The organism is Halosolutus sp. DAT137, from assembly GCF_059736405.1.
On sequence record NZ_JCAQID010000001.1, the window covers coordinates 82092 to 100081 of the forward strand.

14 protein-coding genes are annotated in these 17990 nt (G+C 61.6%); 6 read left to right on the top strand and 8 right to left on the bottom strand.

All coding sequences use genetic code 11. The features are described from left to right. Positions 1–44: 44 nt before the first annotated feature. The 3 genes from AC6I6L_RS00380 to AC6I6L_RS00390 all read right to left on the bottom strand — a co-directional run bounded on the left by AC6I6L_RS00380 (position 45) and on the right by AC6I6L_RS00390 (position 4091). Entirely contained in the window at positions 45–1724 is a 1680-nt protein-coding gene (locus AC6I6L_RS00380) for an aldehyde ferredoxin oxidoreductase family protein (protein WP_497915732.1), read from the bottom strand. A 78-nt stretch (positions 1725–1802) separates the two neighbouring features. Continuing rightward, positions 1803–2558, bottom strand: a complete 756-nt coding sequence (locus tag AC6I6L_RS00385; RefSeq protein WP_497915733.1) for an SDR family NAD(P)-dependent oxidoreductase — start codon at positions 2556–2558, stop codon at positions 1803–1805. Between the two features lie 75 nt (positions 2559–2633). Beyond that, entirely contained in the window at positions 2634–4091 is a 1458-nt protein-coding gene (locus AC6I6L_RS00390; RefSeq protein WP_497915734.1) for an aldehyde dehydrogenase family protein, read from the bottom strand. Between the two features lie 135 nt (positions 4092–4226). On the opposite strand from AC6I6L_RS00390, the gene AC6I6L_RS00395 reads away from it, so the two are divergent. Beyond that, positions 4227–5300 carry an amidohydrolase family protein gene (locus tag AC6I6L_RS00395; protein ID WP_497915735.1) on the top strand — a complete coding sequence of 358 codons (1074 nt, stop codon included), beginning with the start codon at positions 4227–4229 and terminating at the stop codon, positions 5298–5300. 2 nt (positions 5301–5302) lie between these two features. Continuing rightward, positions 5303–5710, top strand: coding sequence for a metal-sulfur cluster assembly factor (locus AC6I6L_RS00400; RefSeq protein WP_497915736.1), 408 nt, complete (start codon positions 5303–5305; stop codon positions 5708–5710). A gap of 136 nt (positions 5711–5846) precedes the next feature. Here the strand turns inward: AC6I6L_RS00400 and AC6I6L_RS00405 are convergent, their stop codons facing one another. Then, positions 5847–7886: an AMP-binding protein gene (locus tag AC6I6L_RS00405; protein WP_497915737.1), complete on the bottom strand. Its 2040-nt coding sequence runs from the start codon at positions 7884–7886 to the stop codon at positions 5847–5849. A gap of 180 nt (positions 7887–8066) precedes the next feature. Here AC6I6L_RS00405 and AC6I6L_RS00410 point away from each other — a divergent pair, with 180 nt between their 5' ends. Both AC6I6L_RS00410 and AC6I6L_RS00415 read left to right on the top strand, forming a co-directional pair. Further along, on the top strand, positions 8067–8465 hold the full coding sequence (locus tag AC6I6L_RS00410; protein WP_497915738.1) for a universal stress protein: 399 nt from the start codon (positions 8067–8069) through the stop codon (positions 8463–8465). Positions 8466–9127: 662 nt separating this feature from the next. Then, a complete protein-coding gene (locus AC6I6L_RS00415; protein ID WP_497915739.1) occupies positions 9128–10309 on the top strand; it encodes an acyl-CoA dehydrogenase family protein in 1182 nt (393 codons plus the stop codon). A gap of 266 nt (positions 10310–10575) precedes the next feature. On the opposite strand, the gene AC6I6L_RS00420 is transcribed toward AC6I6L_RS00415, so the two are convergent. Then, on the bottom strand, positions 10576–12534 hold the full coding sequence (locus AC6I6L_RS00420; RefSeq protein WP_497915740.1) for an archaea-specific SMC-related protein: 1959 nt from the start codon (positions 12532–12534) through the stop codon (positions 10576–10578). 125 nt (positions 12535–12659) lie between these two features. Further along, entirely contained in the window at positions 12660–13289 is a 630-nt protein-coding gene (gene rdfA / locus AC6I6L_RS00425) for a rod-determining factor RdfA (RefSeq protein ID WP_497915741.1), read from the bottom strand. Between the two features lie 858 nt (positions 13290–14147). Here rdfA and AC6I6L_RS00430 point away from each other — a divergent pair. Next, positions 14148–14639 carry a DUF3006 domain-containing protein gene (locus tag AC6I6L_RS00430; RefSeq protein ID WP_497915742.1) on the top strand — a complete coding sequence of 164 codons (492 nt, stop codon included), beginning with the start codon at positions 14148–14150 and terminating at the stop codon, positions 14637–14639. Between the two features lie 93 nt (positions 14640–14732). Here AC6I6L_RS00430 and AC6I6L_RS00435 read toward each other — a convergent pair whose 3' ends face one another. Beyond that, positions 14733–15485 (bottom strand): TraB domain-containing protein, encoded by a 753-nt coding sequence (locus AC6I6L_RS00435; protein ID WP_497915743.1) that lies wholly within the window; start codon positions 15483–15485, stop codon positions 14733–14735. Between the two features lie 267 nt (positions 15486–15752). On the opposite strand from AC6I6L_RS00435, the gene AC6I6L_RS00440 reads away from it, so the two are divergent. Further along, positions 15753–16625 carry an EamA family transporter gene (locus AC6I6L_RS00440; RefSeq protein ID WP_497915744.1) on the top strand — a complete coding sequence of 291 codons (873 nt, stop codon included), beginning with the start codon at positions 15753–15755 and terminating at the stop codon, positions 16623–16625. A gap of 19 nt (positions 16626–16644) precedes the next feature. On the opposite strand, the gene AC6I6L_RS00445 is transcribed toward AC6I6L_RS00440, so the two are convergent. Continuing rightward, complete coding sequence (locus AC6I6L_RS00445) at positions 16645–17859, bottom strand: AGE family epimerase/isomerase (RefSeq protein WP_497915745.1); 1215 nt, start codon at positions 17857–17859, stop codon at positions 16645–16647. Positions 17860–17990: the final 131 nt, after the last annotated feature.

Genomic DNA, 17990 nt, shown 5'->3' on the forward strand with positions numbered 1-17990 from the left:
CAGTCAGGGGTGCTGAGAAAGGGAGACTGCAGCGGCTATTACGCTCAGTCTGCAGCGACCGAGTCGTCAGCGACGCGGTCGTCCGGGACCGTCCCATCGTCGTTCCAGCCGCGGAGTCCGTAGTACTCTTCGAGCGCAGCCTCGAAATCGGGGAGGTCGTAGGGGAGGCGGTCGTCGGCACGATCGATACCGCGCTGGTTGTTGAAGTGGCGTTCTAGTTCAACGATACGTTCGCCAACTGAGAGGAGGTCGTCGTAGTCATTGCCGAACAGTGCCTCGAAGCGTTCGGGCGTCATGAACGAGCGGGCGAACCGGCAGACGATCCCGCAGTCCTCCATCGCGCGGGCGTTCTCCTGTTCGATGACGAACTCCGCTTTCCCGTCGAGACCGCTCCTGGAGAGTGCCTCCTCGTGGGAAACCAGTGGGTACTCCCAGGTGTACATGGTGGTGAACATGTGATCGGCACCCCGGGTGGCGACGGCGTAGGACAGCCCCTGCCCGTTGAGGGTACGGCCGTCGTGGGCCGCGAAACTCAGGCCTTTGACCGTCCAGTTTTCGACGCCCAGCTCTTCGTGGAATCGGTCGATCCCGTCGGCGAGCAGGTCGCCCTCGTCCTCGCGGTGGGCGATTTTCTCTACCGTCTCGTGGATCAGTTCGGTGTTTCCGAACTCGTCGTTCGCAGCGAGGTAGGCCGCGACGACGTTCCCACAGGAGATGGTGTCCATCCCGAAGCGGTCACAGAGTTCGTTCGACTGCATCACGTCTACCACGTCGTCGACGTCGCAGTTCGAGCCGAAGGCCATCACCGTCTCGTACTCGGGCCCTTCAGTCTCGACGCCGCGGTCCTCGTCTTTCGTCGGAAGTTTGCAGGCGAATGCACACGACGAGCAGGTGCCTTTCTTGTACTTCTTGTCGCCGACGGCGTCACCATTGATACCCTCGACACCCTCGAAGGACAGTTCGGAAAAGTACCGTGTCGGAAGCGCCTCAACCTCGTTAGCGAGGTCGGTGACGTTGGTCGTTCCCTGTTCTTTCATGAGACTGTCACTAGTGGCGGCCTCGCGGTGGACATCCATCTGTACTGGATCGATCTCTACCTCCTGGCGGGAGTCCCCCTGGAAGGTGATGGCCTTGACGTTCTTCGCCCCGAGCACCGCGCCAAGACCGCCACGCCCGAACGCGCGGCTTTCGGTAGTCATGATGGAGGCAAACCGCACCAGGTTCTCTCCCGCCGGGCCGATACAGGCCGTGTGTTCCTCGCTCAAATCATGTTCTGCTGCCATGTATTCCGTGACCTCCGGGACTGTAGCACCCTCGAGGTCGGGCACTGCCTCGAACTCGACGCCCTCGTCTGTGACGTGGAGGGCGAGAAGATCGTCGCTCTCGCCGGTGATCTCGATAGCACCGTATCCCGTATCTGCGACGTTCCGGGACATGAATCCGCCGGCGTTCGAGGAGAGCAGACCGCCGGTAAGCGGCGACACTCCCGTACAGTTCGTCCGTCCGGTGAAGCTCATGTTCGAGAGCTGCATCGGCCCGGTGGTAAAAAACAGGCTGTTGTCTGGGCCGAGCGGATCGGCGTCGAACGGGACTCGCTCGTGGGCGAGTCGCGTTGCGACGCCGCGGCCGCCGATGAACGATTCCAGTACGCCGTCTACGTCTGTGGTGCGAGTGTCGCGTACACCCACATCTACTGTTAGCAGTGGGCCCGCTACGTGAAGCATACAACAGAGTGTCGCTCTCACTCACATTAAACGTTCTCACTGGTCGAACGCGCCTGTCGAAAAATGCCGGATACCTGTTTACGCGGTGAATCCGCCGTCCATCACGAGGTTGTGACCGGTGACGTACGACGACTCGTCGCTGGCGAGAAACAGCGCCGCATCGGCGACTTCCTCGGGTTGGCCGGCCCTCCCGAGCGGCGTCTGATCGAGAAGGTTGTCGGCCGTCTCGCCGTCCTCCATGGTCATCGCCGTCTCGATGAAACCAGGGTTGAGTGCGTTCACTCGGATGTCGTTTTCTCCGTGTTCGACGGCCAGTTCTCTGGTCAGGTTCGTCACACCACCTTTCGAGGTGCAGTACAGCGAGGAGTTTTCCAGGCCGCGAATTCCCGCCATCGAAGACATATTCACGATGACGCCCCCGTCTTCCTGTTCGAGCATCTGCTGGATAGCCGCCTGGCTGCCAAAGTACACGCCTTTGAGATTGATGTCCATCAGCCAGTCGTAATCCTCTTCGTCGGCCTCCTCAATCGGGAGCTGGCGTTCGACGCCCGCGTTGTTGACCATGATGTCGAGCGATCCGTAGGCTTTGGCGGTCGCCTCGACGGCAGCCTGCAGATCCGCGACGGAACTGACATCGCACTCGACGAATTGCGCGTCACCGCCGGTGTCGCTGATGCGTTCGTGCGTCGGCTCGCCGCCCATCCGGGGGTCGGCGCGGATGTCCGCGACGGTGATACTGGCTCCTTCCTCTGCGAAGCGCCGTGCGATCGCACGGCCGTTGCCCGAAGACGCTCCCGTCACTAGCACAGCTTTGCCGCTCAACCTAGCTACCATGTCTATCCATGTTAACCTTCTGCACATAAGTGTTACCGATTCCCACCCACAGGACCACGACCCGACCCCCGTCGACTAGCGTCGCCCGATGTTGGCACAGACGTTTTTGAGCTGCGTGTGGTTGTCGATGGCCTGGACGCCGTTTTCCCGACCGATGCCGCTGTTCTTGTAGCCACCGAACGGCGTCTCGTTGCCGCCCGCGAAGAACTCGTTGATGTAAATCTGGCCGGCGTCGACCTCGCGGGCGAACCGGTGAGCGCGCCCGATGTTCTCGGTGTAGACACCCGCGACCAGCCCGTAGTCGGTCGCGTTCGCCAACTCGATGGCCTCGTCCTCAGCAGCGAACGGCGTGACCGTCAGCACCGGCCCGAATATCTCCTCCTGAGCGATGCGGGTGTCCATGGGGACGTCATCGAACACCGTCGGCTCGACGAAGTAGCCGTCGCGGTCCAACACACTGCCGCCGGTCACTGGCTTGCCGACCTCCTCGCGGCCGATCGCGATGTATTCGAGGACCTTCTTCATGTGGTCGTGCGAGACGAGCGGCCCCATATCTGGGTCCTCGATGCCGGGACCGATCGTCAGAGTTTTCGCCCGTTCGACCAGATCGGCGACAAACGCGTCGTGAATGTCCTCGTGGACGAGCAGTCGCGATCCGGCCGAGCAAACCTGGCCGGCGTTGGTGAAAATGGCGGTCATCGTTCCCGCCAGAGCGGCCTCCCAGTCGGCGTCCGGAAAGATGACGTTCGGGCTCTTCCCGCCGAGTTCGAGGTGCGTCTCGGTGACGTTCTCAAGGGCGCTCTTTGCGACTGCGGTCCCCGTCGGGCCGGAACCGGTGAAAGTGATGCCGTCCACGTCGGGATGGCCCGTGATCGCCGCCCCGGCCTCGTGACCGTAGCCGGGGACGACGTTGAGGAGGCCGTCTGGCAGCCCCGCCTCGGACGCGAGGCTGGCGAGTTCGAGTGCGCCCAGCGGGGTCTCTTCGGCGGGCTTGACGACGGCGGCGTTGCCGGCGGCGAGTGCAGGGGCGACGCTCCGCGCGAAGAGGTAGAGAGGGACGTTCCACGGGACGATGTGGGCGGTAACTCCGAGCGGTTCGCGGACGGTGTAGTCGACGTAGTCCTCGCCGAGCGGGATGGACTCGCCCTGGATTTTGTCGGCGATACCGGCGTAATACTCGAAGTGGCGGGCACACCGTTCGACCTGCTCGTTGGCTTCGACGAGCGGTTTGCCGTTCTCCAGCGTTTCGATCCGTGCCAGTCGATCGCTCTCCTCGCGGATGGCCGCCGCGATGGCCGTGAGAATCCGCGTTCGTTCCTCAGATGGACGACGATGCCAGGAGTCGAACGCGTCGCGAGCGATCCCGACCGCTTGATCGATGTCGTCGGCCGATCCCATTGCGACCTCGGCGAGTTCGTCTTCGGTTGCGGGGTCGAGAACTGCCAGTCGATCGTCGCTACCAGTTGATTGTTCGTTCCCGTCGATCCACGGACCGTACTGGTCACTGACCGCAGCGAGCGCTTCCTTCGTCATTGACACGCGAACGGAGGATTTGCTGGTGCAAATATCTTCTGCGTCAATGTGTCCGTGGTACGACACGGACTGGCCGGAAACAGCCAGCAACTTATCCTAACTTTTATTAGGGATTCAGCGAAAGTACTCTATGTCATGTTAGAGAATGGCGCTCTAGTCGTTGATTCAGTTTCACACTGCTTCAACCACACACCGGAGAACCACAAACACCCCCACGCACAGCGCTGGGACGACGAAACGTACGAACTCGGTGCGAAACTCCTTCCCGACGACTACGTCCCGTCGGAAGAAGTGTTCTATCGCAACCACCAGCCCGAGGAACTCGCACGACTGCTCTTCCTCGAAAGTCAGATCGATTACAGCGTCTATCACTCGCTTCCGCTTGACGACTACTTCGAGGACGGGTACGTCTCCCGCGAGAAGGGATTCGAATTCTGCGAACAGAACCCGGACCGAACCTCGATGTACGTCGACATCAATCCGTTAGAGGACGACGCTGTCGATCAGGTCGAGGAGTACGCAAGCCGCGACATCGTCGAAGGGATCAAACTGTATCCCTCGCGCTACCAGAACGGTCAGGACCTCTCCCTGCAGCTGACCGAGGACGCCGTCTGGCCGATCCTCGAAGCCGCGGCCGACTCCGATGTAGACACCGTCGCGATGCACAAGTTCATTCCCTTCGCCACCGCGCCGGTCCGGTACTTCAAAACGGACGACGTCGAGGACGCCGCGCTCTCGTTTCCCGACCTCAACTTCGAGATCATCCACGCCGGATTCTCGTTCCTCGAGGAGACGGCGTTCGCGATGGCGAGTCACGACAACATCTACGGAAACCTCGAGAACACGGCCTGCCTGGTGAACACCCGACCGCGGAAGTTCGCGAAGATCCTCGGGGAGTTCCTCTACTGGGTCGGCTCCGATCGCCTGCTCTTTTCCAGCGGCGCGACCGCGCTCCACCCGCAGCCGCCGATCGAAGGCATCTGGAACTTCGAGATGCCCGCGGACCTGCAGGCGGAGTACGACTACCCCGAGGTTACCGAAGAGGACAAACTGAACATCCTGGGCGGGAACGCACTCCGCATGCTCGATAAAGACCCCGACGAGATCCGATCGAACATCGAGGGCGACAAGTGGGAGCAACTGCGCGAGGAACAGGGACTGTCGGAGTCGTTCCCCGAACCGTGGTCGACCTACGAAACGTCCGCGTGATCATGTCCGCACACGTCACACCCGACCAGGAGTTCGAGGACGACCGGAAGACCGCCGTCCGCGCGGAACTCGCGAACGTCCTCGATCCCTGTAGCTGTGCGAGCGATCACCCCATCAACCTCGTCGATTTCGGCCTCATCGAAACGATCGAGATCGACGCCGTGGGCCACGTCGAGATCACGCTCCTGTTGACCTCCCAGCGCTGTACGTACTTCATGGAGATGAGCGACGAGATCGTCGAGCGAGTGAGCGAGCTTCCGAGCGTCGAGAGCGTCGAGGTCCACCAGTCGACGGAGGGGAAGATCTGGACGCCCGACCGAATGTCCGAACAGGAACGGACGGCTCGCCGCGAGCGCTTCCACCAGCGAATGGAAGAAGCCGGGATCACCCCCGCCGCCGAACGGAGTTAGTAGATCCACTCACCCATAGCACATCGTCCGCCGTCACCTCTATAGACGCCGTTTTTTCCGTACCACGTCGATCGAAACCGCGGGCGAGTACCGAACTCGAAACTGAACGCGTCGCTACAATAGCCGAACAGCGACGCTATCGCGCCGCGTCGATCGAGTCCAGCGCGTCCGGATTTTCGAGGCTGCTCAGGTCGCCTGGTTCCTCACCCTGGTAGATGCTCGAGATCACTCTGCGAATGATCTTGCCGGATTGGGTCTTCGGAAGGGCGTCCACGAACAGGACCTCTCGCGGACGGAACGGTTTCCCGTGCTCGACGCCGACCAGTTCGCGGAGCGTCTCGCGGAGGTCGTCGTTGGCCGTCTCGCCGGGTTCGAGGACGACGTAGGTGACGACGGCCGTCCCGGTGGTGTCGTCGGGGACGCCGACCGCTGCGGCCTGAGTTACCGCCGAATGGTCGATGAGCGCGTCTTCGATCTCCGCCGGTCCGACCTTTCGGCCGGCGATGTTGAGCGCGTCGTCGGCCCGGCCGTGGAGGAACCAGCAGCCGTCTTCGTCCTGCTGGGCCCAGTCGCCGTGGTCCCACAGCGGCGGCTCCTCGAACGTCGACCAGTACTCCTCGAGATAGCGATCGTCGCCCGACCAGAGCGATTTCGTCATCGACGGACAGGAATCGTGTGCGACGAGATAGCCGCGTTCGTGATTGTCGGCGATCGACTCGCCGGTTTCGGTGACGATGTCGATGTCCATGCCGAGGCCGGGTCCGCCGAGCGTACACGGTTTCAGTGGCTGCGTCGGCAACGGCATCAAAAAGCAGCCCATGATCTCCGTACCTCCAGAGATGTTGATAATCGGCGTCTCGCCGCCGCCGACGTGCTCGTAGAACCAGTGCCAGGACGCTTCGTCCCATGGCTCGCCGGTCGAACCGAGCAGTCGGAGTGAAGAGAGGTCGTGACCGGAGAGCCACTCGTTCCCGTGCTTTCGCAAGGCGCGAATCGCCGTCGGTGAGATGCCGAACTGCGTGAGCGAGTGACGATCGATCATGGACCAGAACCGATCGGGTTCCGGGTAATCCGGCGCGCCCTCGTACATGAACAGCGTGCCGCCGAACGTGTGGACGCCGATCATCGACCACGGTCCCATCATCCAGCCGATGTCGCTCACCCAGAAGAACCGATCGGCGGGTTTCAGATCGAAACCGAAGTGAAGTTCTTTCGCGGCTTGCGTAATCGCGCCCGCGTGCGTGTGGACGATTCCTTTCGGCGTCCCCGTCGTCCCCGAGGAGTACAGCAGCATCGACTCCTGGTTCGAGTCGAGCGATTTCGTCTCGTAGGCGTCGTCCTGCGTTTCGACCGCGTCGTGCCACCACTCGTCGCGATCGTCGACCCAGGGAACCTCGGTGTCGCGCTCCGACGTGCGTTGCTCGCGGGTCGCTTCGCTCGAGCCGAGTCGATCGTAGACGATCGTGTGCTCGACGTGACCCGCCTGCTCGATCGCCTCGTCGGCGGAGCCCTTGAGATGAACCGGCTCGCCCCGCCGGAGGAAGCCGTCGCCGGTAAAGAGGATCCTGCATTCGGAATCCGCGATCCTCGTCGCGGTCGCTTCGACTCCGAACCCCGAAAAGATGGGGACGGCGATCGCGCCGATCTTGAAACAGCCATAGAGGATCGAGACGACCTCCGGGACCATCGGCATGTAGAGTCCGACGGTGTCGCCGGTTTCGATCCCGCGCGCTTCGAGCGCGTTCGCGACCATGTTCGCCTGCCGGTGCAGTTCGTGGTAGGTCACCTCCCGAACCTCCTCGTCCTCTCCTTCCCAGATCGTCGCGATGCTGTTGCGACGCTCGGCGTCGATCGCTGCGTGGCGATCGCAGACGTTGTGTGCGATGTTGAGTTCGCCACCGGGGAACCACTCGCTGAACTGCGGCCCATCGTCGTCGTCTCTGATCTCGTCGTAAGGTTCGTAAAACTCGATGTCGAGGTAGTCGATCAATTCGTCCCAGAACCACTCGACGCCGCTTTCGTCGACCCCTGGAATCTCGGTCGTGGTCCGCTCGATCAGCTCTTCGTCGTCCGCGATTTCGTACTCGTTCACGAACGCGGCGACGTTCGTGGACGCGACGAACTCGCTGGACGGTTCGTGCACTATTTCTGTCGTTCCTGCGGATGGTTCTGCCATGACCTCAGTGGTATCATGTGATGGTGTGCACCATAAAGTATCGGATACGATCGCTCGGGTCTACGCTGTTTCAGCGGCGGCCCCTCCTACCGGACTCAACCAGCCCTCTCCAATATTTCCGCACCACCTTAGGGTGGATCAATCCGAATTATTTATGCGGTGGTCTACGAATATCCACTCGTGTATCACATACTTGTCCCCGTCGACGAGCAGGTCGATCGGGCACGGATGGAAGTCGAGTATCTCCAGTCACTCCCCTTCGATCGCGAGAGGACTCAGATTACGATCGCGCACGCGTACGAAAACGAACCGAGAGACGATCGACCGGTCGAGAGACCCGAATCGGTCCGTCTCGCACTGGACGAACTCGACGCGGAGGGCTTTTCGGTTGAACACCGGGAGATCAGCGGGACACCATCGGAGGGGATCATTAACATGGCCGATGACCTCAACGTCGACGGAATCGTTATGGCCGGCCGCAACCGCACTCCGACCGCGAAAGCCGTCTTCGGGAGCGTCACCCAGTCGGTCATCCTCAGCAGTCGTCGGCCGGTGACGGTCGTCGGCACGAGCGCGTAATTCGGACACGGATCGACGAGACGCAGGTGGGGCGGACGCAGGTACCGAGGAGCCGGCCCGACGAGCATGCCGTCGCTAACCCGTCCTGCTGAGCGGTGTAGAAATCGATCGGAGCAACGTTCGTCACAATCACCGATACCCACCATCAGGCGTGCCCTCCAGTACGGAGCCTATCGTCCGCCAGTGCACCCGGCGATCGACCGTTGCGCTGGATCCGGCTGCCACTCCTCGGCCATCCAGCTCTGCGTGACATCTCAGCGCACAGTATACTATACCTACCGCACACGAGTGAGTTCCTCGAACATCTGTCCGATACGAACCGTTGCTCTCGAGGGCGCTGAAAGTACGTAATCGGACACACGCCCCTGATGAGATCTACTGTGGAAAAACGGTTTTAAACCGGCGTTCTGGGTCGTATTTGCAAACGCGCGTGCGGTCGTGTTATTGGATTTTGCCACTCGTAATCTGTTTTCCGGGGTGATTTTTGAGCGCGCATTATGAGTCGATACATAGTCGCTGTGGCGACTATATTGATCATTTCACGTATTTATGATAACTATCTGTGCGACTGCTTTGCTCTCGGTCGGGACCGATCGGGGCTTCGAAAGCACACCGGTGGAGTGACCACAATCTCTATATCGCGTCTTCCGTACTAGACTGATATGCTGGACTTCGTCCACCTCGAAGCGGATCTCGGGCAGGAAGAGCGGATGGTCCGGGATACGGCCCGGGAGTTCGTCGAGGACCGCGTCAAACCGGACATCGGTGAACACTTCGAGCGCGGCACGTTCCCGACGGACGTGATTTCGGAAATGGGCGAACTCGGATTCTACGCGCCAAACCTCGGGGGCTACGGCTTGCCCAACGTCTCGGAAACGGCCTACGGCCTCCTGATGCAGGAACTCGAGGCCTGTGACTCGGGCCTTCGATCGATGGCATCCGTCCAGGGTGCACTCGTCATGTACCCGATCGACGCCTACGGCAGTGACACACAGAAAGAGGAGTGGCTCCCAAAACTCGGACGGGGTGAGGCGGTCGGCTGTTTCGGACTTACGGAACCCGAACACGGCTCGGACCCTGCCGCGATGGAGACTTACGCCGACCGCGACGGCAGTCGCGACAGCGGGCGCGAAGGCTACGTCCTCAACGGCTCCAAAACGTGGATCACGAACGCACCGATCGCCGACGTGGCGCTCGTCTGGGCACGTGATCGATCCGCAGCAGACTCCCCGGTTCGCGGGTTCCTCGTCGAGACCGATCGCGACGGCGTCTCGACGAACAAGATCACCGAAAAGCTCTCGCTACGGGCTTCGATCACGGGCGAGATCGGGCTGAACGACGTGTTCGTGCCTGCCGAAAACGTCCTTCCCGGCGTTTCGGGCATGAAGGGGCCGCTTTCGTGTCTCACACAGGCCCGGTACGGCATCGCCTGGGGTGCCGTCGGCGCTGCCCGCGACGCCTTCGAGACGGCTCGTCAGTACGCAACTGACCGCGAACAGTTCGGCGGTCCGATCGCGCGATTCCAGCTTCAACAGGAGAAGCTCGCGGAGATGGCGACCCAGATCACGCTCGCACAGTTGCTCGCCTACCGGCTGGCGGAGGTAAAAGAACGCGGCGATCTACGGCCCCAGCACGTCTCGATGGCAAAGCGCAACAACGTCCGGATGGCCCGCGAGCAGACGAAAGTCGCCCGCGAGATGCTCGGCGGCAACGGGATTACGACGGACTACTCGCCAATGCGCCACATGGCGAACATGGAGACGGTGTATACCTACGAGGGAACTCACGACATCCATACGCTAATTCTCGGCGAGGACCTGACCGGGTTTCAGGCGTATCAGTGACGGCGCCCGATTCGTGACCAGCACGATTCGGCTCTCGCGAATAGGCCTGCGCGACGGACCGATCGCCAATCGAGTACAAACACGGGTACAGTGCGTTCTGCGTAGTCGTGGCCGTTCCGAGACGCTACAGCCCCATTCCGAGGCGTTAGGAATTGTCGATGTGCGCTCCCTTCGGTCGAATCTGCACACGATCGGTCGCTACTCTGGTATCGTTTGGAACCAGATTCGACGCAGGACGCGGGCTGAGAGCCCGATTCGATCCGGTCTCAGATCTCCGCGACCACGTCGTGAGCGCCCTCGACCGCCTGTGCGTCCTCTTCGAGCAAGGCGACGGTCAGGTAGGGGGCGTACTCCTCGAAGTACTCGACGAGCGTGGCGATCCGCTCGGAGTCGATCGCTTCGAGGGAGTCGAGCAGCATGAACGGGACCGTCTCGTAGACGTCGTGGACGAGGTAGCCGGCGAGTGCGAACACCAGCCCCGTCACCTCCCGTTCGCTTTCACTCAGGTGGTCGACCGAGTCCTCGTAGGCCGCGCCGTCGGCCGTGCTACGGACGATTTTCAGGTCGAACGTCGACCGCGAGACCTTTCGCCGCCCCTCTCGAACGTCGCGCGTCGCCCGATCGATCCAGATCCGATCGAGGTTGTCGTATGCGAGCGTCTCGAGGAGGTTCTCCATGTGCTCGTTGAACGCCTCGACCGCGTCGGCCTCGATTCGGTCGATTCGGGTCCGAAGCTCCGTCAGTGCCTCGCTGACGTCCTCGTGTTCCTGCTGAAGCCGTTCGCGCTCGTCGAGGCGATCCTCGGTGTCGACGATCTCGTCGTCGATCGTATCACGCTCGCGTTCCTTGCGCTCGAGTTTGAATTCGAGTTCGTTGACCTCCTTGTGCTGGTCGAGAACGTCGCCGTAATCTTCCGTCTCCAGGTCGTCGATCGTCGCTTCGAGGTCGTCGATCTCCCCGGTCAGTTCCTCGCGCTCGTCGGTCAACTCCTCGATTCGGTCGCGTCGACGCTCGATCTCGTCGTCGATCGAGTCCAGCCGGCGGTCCGCCTGCCGGTACTCCGTGCGGTTCTCGTCGATTTCGTTCAGCGTCGCCCGTTTCTGGTTGAGTTCGGCGCTCACCGCGGATTGCTCCTCGAGACGGTCCTGTCGGGCCGTCTGGAGCTGTTCGATCGTGGTCTCGATCTGGTCGCGTGCGACCGACGAGCCACAGGTCCAGCAGGTGACTGACTCCGCTTCGTCGTCCGGGAGCAATTCGTCGGTGAGGGGACCGTCGTCGCTCTCGCCGTCGAGCAGTTCCGTCGACTCGTCGAGCAACCGTTCGTTGAACTGGATGGTGCTCTGGAGTTGACTGATCTCGTCGTCGAGCTCGTTCTTTTCGGTCTGCAGAACCCTGATTTCGGTCTCGAGCCGATCGCGATCCGCTGCGTCTCCCGACGGGAGTGACTCGAGGCGCTCCTCGACGTCCTCGCGTTCGGTTTCGAGCGCCTCGATACTCTCGCGTTCGGTCTCGATGCGGTTTCGGGTTCGATCGAGGTCGGATCGCGTTGCCCGGAGTTCGTCGAGTTTGTCCTCGAGTTCGGACTGCTCTTCGCGTCGTTCCTCGACGTCGACGTTCGTCTCTTCGAGGTCCGCCCGCGCCTCCTCGAGTTCGTCGGTCAGCGCTTCGATCTCGTCGCTCACTCGCTTTCGCTTTGCCTCGAGGTCGGGCAGTTTCGTTTCGAGGTCGTCCAGCTTCGAGAGTTGATCGTCGATCTGCCGTTTTCGCTGCTCGTACTGCTCGATTTCGCTCGTGATCGCCGTCGTATCGACGGGACGCATGATTAGCTCCCGGAGGTCTTCGCCGCGGGCGACCGCCTGCCGAGCCTCGTTCGATTCGAGCAAGAACGCAAACAAGTCCGCAAGTTCCGGGTCTTCGAGATACGGTTCGCCGCCACTCACGACTGTGCCATTCCGTCGGGAGAGCGTTCGACGGTAGACATCGTCTCCGAATTCGAGCGTCGCTGCTCCCTCGTCGGCATCTGCTTTGAGACTGACCTGATCGCTGCCGAGTGCCGCCATAATTCCCTGCAGGAGCGAGGTTCTGTTCGTCGCGTTTCGCCCGGAGAGAACGGTTACGCCCTGTTGAAATGTCACCGTCGTTTCGTCGATGCCGCCGATATTATCGACGGAGAGCGTCGCCGGCTCCGGCATGGTCTCGTGTTTCGCATCCAGTGTACTTTCCATGTAAACCTGTTGCAGTTCATCCTAAATATGTATTGCCCCTTCTATGTGCTACCCTTCGACGAAACGTCACTTCAGGTAGACGGAACGCGTATATGATATCTACAATTACTGGTGGGAAACCATCGTTACGCGTCTTCGCAATCACAGGTCCGTTCTTCGAGCAGTTTCCTGATGGTGTACTGCTGTTGACATTCCTTGCAGGTCACCGTGACGGAAACGAGAACGTCGAATTCCCCGATATCGACGACCTCGTTTCGCTCGAGTTGTGCGATCGTATCTTCCGTCACCGCGGCGGTCCGGTTCTGCAGCGCGCCGAGTTTTTCCCTGCCCCGCTCGAGTCGCTCCTCGTCGTCCGGTTCCGCAAGCGATGCCTCGAGACAGTTCGTCAGGTGGTTGTAGACGGTCTGGTGCGAGACGAAATCCGACTCGACGTCATCGATGGCTACACCCGACCGCTCGAGTTCGTTTCGGGTCTGGACCTGTGTCCCGCTGGTGACGTCGTCGTCGGTGAGCAGTCGGTACGTGTTCTCGACCTCCCCGTCCTTGACGGCGACGCTGGCGTCTTCGAGCGCCCGTTCGAGGACGCGCTGATTCACTTCCGTCGCGAGTTCGCGCGTGCTGCGCTTTTCGTCGCCCGTCGCCGTCCAGGCGCTGACGAGGTCCTCGTCGAGTCTCGAAAGTCCGTACTTGGTCCCGACCCGGCCGAGTTTACAGCCACACGAGTCACCCGCTTTCTCGGATCGATAGTCGCTCATTACGCTATCGTTTGCCACCAATCAAGAAAAACGTTCTGTATCGCTCGAGTATTTACACAAGTACGTATGTAAGTTATTTTCTCCGATCGGTTTTCGTGGAGACGTAGAATTCAAGCGGTAGGACCCCGTATGCCGGAAGCTAAAGATGACGGCTTGATCGTCCCGTCGGTCCACACGGCGTAACTCTTGCCGGCACTACCAGTCGGGACGGACCGATCACGCGGCAACCCCGCGATCACCTCACGAGTTCTGTACAAGCGCAATCGACGATCCATCGTACAACCGACGATCCACCGTGCGTATACTATCGCGTTCGTCACACCGGACCCGCCATCGGCACCCTCGATAACCATCTTCGTGACGCTTCAGAATAATATCTGAAATATTATAATTTTGGGGAACAGAAAGTGTAAAGACATATTGAACACAGTGCTTGAATATCATCAGAATGTCTCACCAGTTCCACTCTTGAATTCGAAATCCGGTTGCGGAGACGGATATCTATTCCGCACTTTGGGTGGATGTGTCTGTATTTACTCTCTAATTCTAGTTTATTATGTGTTTTGCTGGTCTTTGTGTTTATCATCCGTCTATCTCCGAACTCGGCCACGAAAGCGACTGCGACGCCGCACGTCGCGACCTTCTTATGAACGTACTCGTCTCGCCGGGAAGGTATCGACTCCGTTATGCTTAGACGGTCACGTAGTTCTTTGAGACCTATTGTAAACCAGTCACTGACGGAACGAATATGATCCTCGCGCTCGAAATCGTCGGGTCGATCGTTGCTTCTCGCTCGCGATGGGCGGTCCCACCGGATCAGCGTTCAAGTTTATATCCGATGCCGCGGCCAGGCGCGATATGATCCTGACCACTCTGCAGTCGCGACGGTGTCTCGTCTGGACTCTCGGCGCGCTCACGGCAGCCACCACCGCTGCTGTGGCCGGCCCGAGCGCAGGCACGGGCACCCCTTCCAACTCGACCAGAACGGAGCGGTCCGGTGTGACCGTGACGAATCGGTACGTCGCCGTTGTCGATCGAGTCGTCGACGACAGATACGTCGTGCTCCTTCTAGAAGACGGCGGCGAACTCGTCGACCAGCACGTCGAACCGACCTCGGCCATGGACGATGTCGGGGAGACCGACCTGTTGTCCGTCGTGATCGCAGACGGCGATGTCCGTACCTACCAGCATCTCGAACGGCGGCCGGGTAAGCCCGCGTCGCCGGACGCCTGTCAGCAGACCTGTGAGTTTCGAGAATCTAGAATATCGTGTAAGGAACGGCTACTTGAGCCGGCACCGACCGATCGAACGGTTCGAGACGACCCGGATCCGCCCGGTCGATCGGACTAATCGGATCGGGTCTCAGACGGTCCGATGATGATCGCTACCGGCAATCGTTCGAACGGGGGAGCGATCGTCGGTACTTGATTACAGTGATCCCCGTCAGTCGATCGGAATCCGCGTTACCGTTCGCGACGGCGACCTGAGCGGCACCGTAACGCCCCGCTCGGCTGGCTCCGCCTCGCGTTCAGCGAGGCCGCGACGGATGCCGTTGTGGTGGCCAGCCCCGATAATTGCGACGACGTCGTACCCGTCTCGCCGGAGTCGATCCAGCCGCGCCGCCATCGATCGATCCCGTCGGTCTATCAGCACCTCCGCAACCTCCGGTAGCAGGTATCGCACGTGGTCGACCATCGGCTGGACGTCGTCGCCGTCCTCGATCGCCGACAGCGGCGTGGTCACCGCGTCGAGTTGCCTGGCGTACTCCTCCGGGCCCATCGCCTGCGAACGAACCAGCAGGTTCGGGAGCGTTTCGATTCCCAGGCGCCGTCCGAGTTCCGCGAGCGTGTCCACAATGTCGTCGTCGATGAGGGCGACGTCGGCGTCCAGTTCGGCGGCGGTTTCGATCGCCGTCTCCATGTCGGTTTTCGTGGAATCGAGCCCGAACACGCGGGCGACAGTTCGCTGGACGAATCGCAGCGTCGCGATCGCCACCGCAGTCGGCGGCGGCAGTTCCCGGCCCAGTTCGACCGCGTCCGATCGCCCGCGGTTCCAGAGTCGTTCGTATCGACGGTCACAGAGCTCGACGGCGACGATATCGGGAGCAACGTCTCGAATCGTTTCGCGGATTCGACGCCGGTGTCGAGGCGAGAAATGGACGCTCGGGATCAGGGTGATGGTTCCTGTCTCTGACATTCGATCGGCCTCTACACCGGCGATGACTATGAAGCTACCAGCACGACTCACTCAGCCAGCGGCCACTCAGCCAACCGTGTTCCGATCAGCCAGCAGCCACTCAGCCAGCCGCGTTCCGACCCTCACTTGAACCAACTGCCCGCTCGGCCCGCTCCGCCGAGACGGTCCCAGTTTCGCCTCCGAACCGGACCGAATCTGGCCACCGACGACGATCGCACGGCGGCGCAATCGAACGACTAATGATCCCGACCTTCGTTCGGCCGAATAATGGACCCGGGGCTCGGCGTCGCGATCACCGCAGCCGTCGTCTGGGGTCTCTACATTTACGTGTTGAAACGCTCGTTTTCGGGCTACTCCCCGGCGGTGTTGACCGTGCTGATCAACGCGTTTGCGATCGCGTGGTACCTTCCCGTAACGATCACGCAGACGGAGTTTTCGACCGTCGACGTGGCTGATTTCGGCTCGTCCGAACTGGCCGTGACCGGACTGACGGTCGTCACGACCGCCGCTGCGTTCGTCCTCTTCTTGCGGGCGATCGCGCAAGGAGACGTCTCGTACGTCACGCCGATCAACAAGACGGTCCCGGTGTTCGTTCTGCCGATCGAAGTGCTCGTCCTCGGGCAGTTTCTCACGCCGGTGCAGGTGTTCGGAGTTCTCGTCGCAACCTTCGCGGTGTACGTCGCGAACTACGATCCCGGCGGGTTGCTTCGACCGATTCGAAGAGCGGTCCGATCACGACCCGCACAGCTCGCGGTGTTGAGTGCGATGTGTTACGCGGTCAGCGACGTCGGAAAGCGCGTCGCGTTGCAGGAACTCGCCATCCCCGGAACGCTCTGGGTGCCGATGCTTCTGCTGGGAATCGCACTCGTTTTGCTCCCGAGTGCGGTGCGAAACCCGCCGACGGCCATCCGTGGCGACCTCCCAAAATTCGCCGCGGGCGGAGCGATCGTCGCGCTCGGAGAACACCTGACGACGCTCGCGTTCGCGGTGTTGCCGGCGAGCATCGCCTCGCCGATCATCAACACGCAGGCGATCGTCGCTGTCGTTCTCGGCGGTATTCTGCTCGGGGAGCGGTACTTCCGAGTTCGTCTCATCGCCGCGGTGCTTGCGGTCGTCGGCGTGACGCTGATTGCGCTGTAACCGTACTCGGCGGTTCGAATCAGTCGCGGTCGCGATTCGAAATCGCGGTAGCAGACCGCCAGCACTCGTACCACGCGCTCACCGGATGGTAGTCGGGTTCGACGCCGGGTGGGTCGGGAGCGATCGGTTCGTCACCGGCCGGGACGGCCGTCCGTTTTTCGTACCAGAGGCCCGCGGGGCCGCGGTAGCGATCGGTCCACGACACGAGGCGGTCTAGCCACGAGCGGAACCGATCGAGTGCGGCCGCGTCGTCGCGCGCGTCGGCTCGTTCGGCAAGCGCCGCGGCCGCGCCGATCGCTTCAGCGAGGGCCCATCCGTACCGATCGGGGACGATCGGCTCGCCGTCGGCGTCGACGGTGTAGGCGAATCCCGCATCCGTCACGCCGAGATCGATCGCCGCGTCGAATAGCTCGACTGCGCGGTCGTACCACGATCGCTCGCCTTCGTTGCGGTCGTCGTAGCGGTCCAGCAGGGCCAGGAACTTGGCCCATTCGGCGTGGTGACCCGGCTGGTATCCCGGTGGGCGGAACTGGTGGCGGGGCTGGTCGGCGTTGTACGCGAAGTCGTGGTCCCATTCCGCGGTGTAGTGTTCCCAGAGCAACCCGTTCGTTTCGGCCGCGAGGTCGATCGTCAGGCGGGTCGCGATCGTCCGTGCGCGGTCGAGAAACCGGGTTTCGTCGGTGGCCTCGTAGGCCGCGATGAACGCCTCGCAGGCGTGCATGTTCGCGTTCTGTCCCCGGTACGACTCAAGTTCCTCCCAGTCGGGAGTACAGTCACTGCGGAGCAGACCCGTGCCGTCGTGAAACCGCGTCTCGAGGAGGTTTCCCGCGTCGTATAGTGCCGATTCGGCACCCTCGAGACCGGTTGCCGTTGCCCGCGCGTACGCCAGGAGGACGAAGGCGTGTCCGTACGCCGATCGAGTTCGATCGATCGGGTCGCCGCTCGCGTCGACAACGAGGTGGTAGCCGTCCTCCTCCCGGTGTGCGTCCTGGAGAAACGCTACCCCGTGGTCGACGGCGTCGAGACACCAGTCCGGGCCGTCGAGGGTCGCGCCGAGGGCGACGTTCGCGATCGATCGACAGGTTGCGACGAGATGCCGTCGGTGGTCCGTGTACGGTCGCCCCGTCGCGGGGTGGAGCAGGCGAAAGCCGCGGTCCGCCAGGGCGTCGGGGTACTGTAGTCGCAGCGTCGACAGCGCGCGGGCACGGTAGGCGTCGGGTGAGTGGTCGGTCATGTACGACTCTCTCACGCATCTCTCGCGGGGGCGGTAAAATACATCGGGTCAGGCGAACGCCGCATCTGCGACCGTCATCGGTTCGCGTCCCTGATAACGTCACGGGAACGACATAAACGGTAAGTGAGATC